5 protein-coding genes and 1 pseudogene are annotated in these 3709 nt (G+C 71.7%); 2 read left to right on the top strand and 4 right to left on the bottom strand.

The annotated features are described in order from the left end of the window. Positions 1-101 precede the first annotated feature (101 nt). Positions 102-749 (bottom strand): ricin-type beta-trefoil lectin domain protein, encoded by a 648-nt coding sequence (locus KBX39_RS26160; RefSeq protein ID WP_247660601.1) that lies wholly within the window; start codon positions 747-749, stop codon positions 102-104. A 52-nt stretch (positions 750-801) separates the two neighbouring features. Between KBX39_RS26160 and KBX39_RS26155 the strand changes: the two are divergent. Then, a pseudogene (locus tag KBX39_RS26155) lies at positions 802-1413 on the top strand (non-reducing end alpha-L-arabinofuranosidase family hydrolase); the annotation flags it as partial. Between the two features lie 23 nt (positions 1414-1436). Further along, positions 1437-2060: a DUF488 family protein gene (locus KBX39_RS26150; RefSeq protein ID WP_084789506.1), complete on the top strand. Its 624-nt coding sequence runs from the start codon at positions 1437-1439 to the stop codon at positions 2058-2060. Between the two features lies 1 nt (position 2061). Here the strand turns inward: KBX39_RS26150 and KBX39_RS26145 are convergent, their stop codons facing one another. From KBX39_RS26145 to bioB, 3 genes are all read right to left on the bottom strand, one after another. Next, complete coding sequence (locus KBX39_RS26145; protein ID WP_210872999.1) at positions 2062-2568, bottom strand: GNAT family N-acetyltransferase; 507 nt, start codon at positions 2566-2568, stop codon at positions 2062-2064. Positions 2569-2571: 3 nt separating this feature from the next. Beyond that, a complete protein-coding gene (locus tag KBX39_RS26140; RefSeq protein ID WP_030503059.1) occupies positions 2572-2787 on the bottom strand; it encodes a hypothetical protein in 216 nt (71 codons plus the stop codon). Positions 2788-2794: 7 nt separating this feature from the next. Then, positions 2795-3709, bottom strand: a 915-nt coding sequence (gene bioB, locus KBX39_RS26135) for a biotin synthase BioB (RefSeq protein WP_210872997.1), incomplete at its 5' end; no start/stop codon positions are given.

Below are 3709 nucleotides of genomic sequence, written 5' to 3'. Positions count from 1 at the left end.
CCGTTGTGGACCACGTTGGTGAAGTCCTAGAGCGAGACCCAGCCGTTCTGCGGGATGGCCAGCGCGCCGGTCGACGACCACCGGTAGGTCGACGGGAGCGATCAGCCGCCCGGCGGGGGCGTCGTGGTCGGCGGCGGCGTGGTCGGGGGCGGCGTGGTGCCGCCACCGAAGTCGGTCCGCCACTGCTGGTTGGTCTGTCCGTGGCAGTCGTACAACTGGACCTGCTGGCCGTTGCCGGTGCCCCAGACGTCCAGGCAGCGGCCGGACTGCACGCCGCTGATGGTGCCGTTGGAGTTGATGTTCCACTGCTGGTTCGACTGGCCGTTGCAGTCCCAGATGATGATTCCGGTGCCGTTGGCGGTGGCCGCGCCGTTCGCGTCGAGGCACTTGCTGCCGTAGACCATCAGCTGCTTGCTGGAGGTGTACGTCCACTGCTGGTTCGACTGACCGTTGCAGTCGTAGAGCTGTACCCGGGTGCCGTTCGTCTGGGTGGCGTTCGGCACGTCGATGCACCGGCCCGACTGCACGCCGACGATCCGGCCGGCGCCACCGCTCGGCGGCGGTCCCGTGGTCGGGGTCGTGGTCGGCCCCGAGGTCGGGGCGGCCGCGTTGAGCGCGTTGAGGACCGAGTTGTACGCGGCCTTCTTGTTGCCTCCGCCGTCGAACAGCAGCGGGCTCTCGCCTGAGCGCCACGAGTCGCTGTCGCGCACGCCCCACACGGTGATGCCGATGCAGCGCGGCACGTTCATGCACGCCTGCGTCAGACCCGCGTACTGGCTGGTCGAGGCATTGGTGACGTCGACCTCGTTCAGCTACAAGACGTCGAGCGACCCGACGAACGCCAACGGCTGGTCCTCGGCGCAGACGCTGTCCACCGCCACCCTGCCGGACGCCCCGTACGGCGTCATCGACCAGACCCTGATCGGTGACGACCAGAACATGTACCTGTTCTTCGCCGGGGACAACGGCAAGATCTACCGGTCGAGCATGCCGCTCGGGAACTTCCCGGGCAGCTTCGGCTCGAACTACACGACGATCATGACCGACTCGACGAACAACCTGTTCGAGGGCGTCGAGGTCTACAAGGTGGCGGGCCAAAACCAGTACCTGATGATCGTCGAGGCGATCGGCAGCCAGGGACGCTACTTCCGGTCGTTCACGTCCAACAGCCTGAGCGGCTCGTGGACCCCGCAGGCCGCCACCGAGAGCAACCCGTTCGCCGGCAAGGCCAACAGCGGCGCGACGTGGACCAACGACATCAGCCACGGTGACCTGGTCCGCAACAACCCCGACCAGACCAAGACCATCGACCCCTGCAACCTGCAGTTCCTGTACCAGGGCAAGAACCCCAGTGCGGGAGGCGACTACAACCTGCTGCCGTGGCGGCCGGGAGTGCTGACCCTCCAGCGCTGACCGTCACACAGTCACCGGAAGACGTGCCCGGCACCCGCGTGGTGCCGGGCACGCCCGTTCCGGTGGGCCGGCCCGGCCGGCGGGCGGACGACGGCGACCCGGGGCAAGCTGGGGCGGTGGAGCGCGAGCTGCTGACCGTCGGACACGGGGCCGCCCGCCGCGACCAGCTCGCAGACCTGCTGGCCGGCGCGGAGGTCACCCTGGTCGTGGACGTGCGCCGCTACCCGGCCAGCCGGACCAACCCCGACGTCCGCCGCGAGGCCATGGAACGCTGGCTGCCCGAACGGGGCATCGGCTACCGCTGGGAGCCGCGCCTCGGCGGCCGCCGGCACGTCCGCGCCGGCGAGCCGGAACCGGACACCTGGTGGACGGTCGCGGCCTTCCGGGCATACGCCGCGTACACCCGTACGCCCGACTTCGACGCCGCGATGGACGAGGTGCTGGCCGACGCCGCGCTGCGCAGAACCGCGGTGATGTGCAGCGAGAGCGTCTGGTGGCGCTGCCACCGGCGGCTGATCGCCGACGTCGCCGTGCTCGGCCGCGGCGTGCCGGTGTCGCACCTCATGCCGGACGGCAGGCTCAGCCCGCACCGGCCCGCCGAGGGCGCCCGCCGCCTGCCCGGCGGGCACCTGCTCTGGGCCGGCTGACTCAGCCCGCCAGATCCTCGGCGAGCAGATCCATCAGCAGCGCGTCGTGCCAGCGCCCGTCCGCCCCGCGCTCGTAGCGGCGCATGATGCCCACCGGACGGAAACCCACCTTCGCGTACGCCCGGATCGCCGCCGTGTTCGCCGCCGCCGGGTCGATCGTGAACCGGTGGTGGCCGTACTCGTCGATCAGGTGCCGGACCAGCGTGCGGACCGCATCGCCGCCCAGCCCGGTGCCGCGTACCGCCGGGTCGAGGAAGACGTCCAGGCTGGCGTGCCGGTAGTCCGGGTCGGTCTCGGCGTACCACTGGATCGCCCCGACCAGCCGGCCGTCGTGCTCGACCGCGTAGATCGTCACCGCGTCGTCGGCCAGGTCGGCCCGGACCGACTCGGCCAGGTCGTCCCCGCCGCGCCACCAGCGGCGCACCTCAGGGGTGGCCCGGATCGCGGCCAGCGCGGGCACGTCGGCGTCGGTCACCGGCCGCAGCGTCACCGCCCGCCCGCGCAGCACGCCTCAGCCCCGCCGCTCGCCGTGCTCGACGCAGACCGCCGACCAGCCGGCCGGTACGACCTGCACCTTCATCCGCCGCCGGCAGGACGCGCACCAGCGCGGCGGCTCCCACGCCCGGGCCGCCTCGCACGCCGGATGCGGCCCGGCCGCCACCGACTCGCCGCACCTGTCGCACCACAGCGCCGCGGGCACGGCCGGGGCGGGGGAAAGATCGGTCACCGCTGCCTCACAGGGTCGCCGAGAGCGCCTTCACCGGCATCTTCAGGTCTTCCAGCAGCTTCAGGTCGGCGTTGGCCGGGCGACCCAGCGTGGTCAGGTAGTTGCCGACGATCACCGCGTTGATGCCGCCCAGCAGACCGTCGCGGGTGCCCAGGTCACCGAGGGTCAGCTCGCGGCCGCCCGCGTACCGCAGGATGGTGCGCGGCATGGCCAGCCGGAACGCGGCGATGGCGCGCAGCGCGTCCTTGCCCTCCACCACCGGACGGTCACCGAGCGGCGTGCCCGGCCGCGGGTTGAGGAAGTTCAGCGGCACCTCGTGCGGGTCCAGCTCGGCGAGCTGCGCGGCGAACTCGGCCCGCTGCTCGACCGTCTCGCCGAGGCCGAGGATGCCGCCGCAGCAGACCTCCATGCCCGACTCGCGGACCATCCGCAGCGTCTCCCAGCGCTCCTCCCACGAGTGCGTGGTGACCACGTTCGGGAAGTAGGAGCGGCAGGTCTCCAGGTTGTGGTTGTAGCGGTGCACGCCCATCTCGACCAGCTCGTCGACCTGCTCCTGGGTGAGCATGCCGAGCGACGCGGCGACCTGGATGTCGACCTCCGCGCGGATGGCGGCGACACCCTCGCGCATCTGCTTCATCAGCCGGGCGTCCGGGCCGCGCACCGCGGCCACGATGCAGAACTCGGTCGCCCCGGTCGCCGCGGTCTGCTTCGCGGCCTCGACCAGCGCCGGGATGTCCAGCCAGACCGACCGGACCGGCGAGGTGAACAGGCCCGACTGCGAGCAGAAGTGGCAGTCCTCCGGGCAGCCGCCGGTCTTCAGCGAGACGATGCCCTCGACCTCGACCTCCGGACCGCACCAGCGCATCCGGACCTCGTGAGCGAGCTGGAGCGCGGCGGGCAGGTCTTCGTCGGGAAGGTTCAG

Origin of the sequence: Micromonospora sp. D75, from assembly GCF_018070405.1 — a bacterium.
GTDB classification, from domain to species: domain Bacteria; phylum Actinomycetota; class Actinomycetes; order Mycobacteriales; family Micromonosporaceae; genus Micromonospora; species Micromonospora chalcea.
This window is presented reverse-complemented; position numbering and strand designations above follow the sequence as displayed.

What these genes read in the sequence shown, in the direction of transcription:
- KBX39_RS26160 (WP_247660601.1), bottom strand. Translation starts at nt 749, where the DNA reads ATGAACGTGCCGCGCTGCATCGGCATCACCGTGTGGGGCGTGCGCGAC.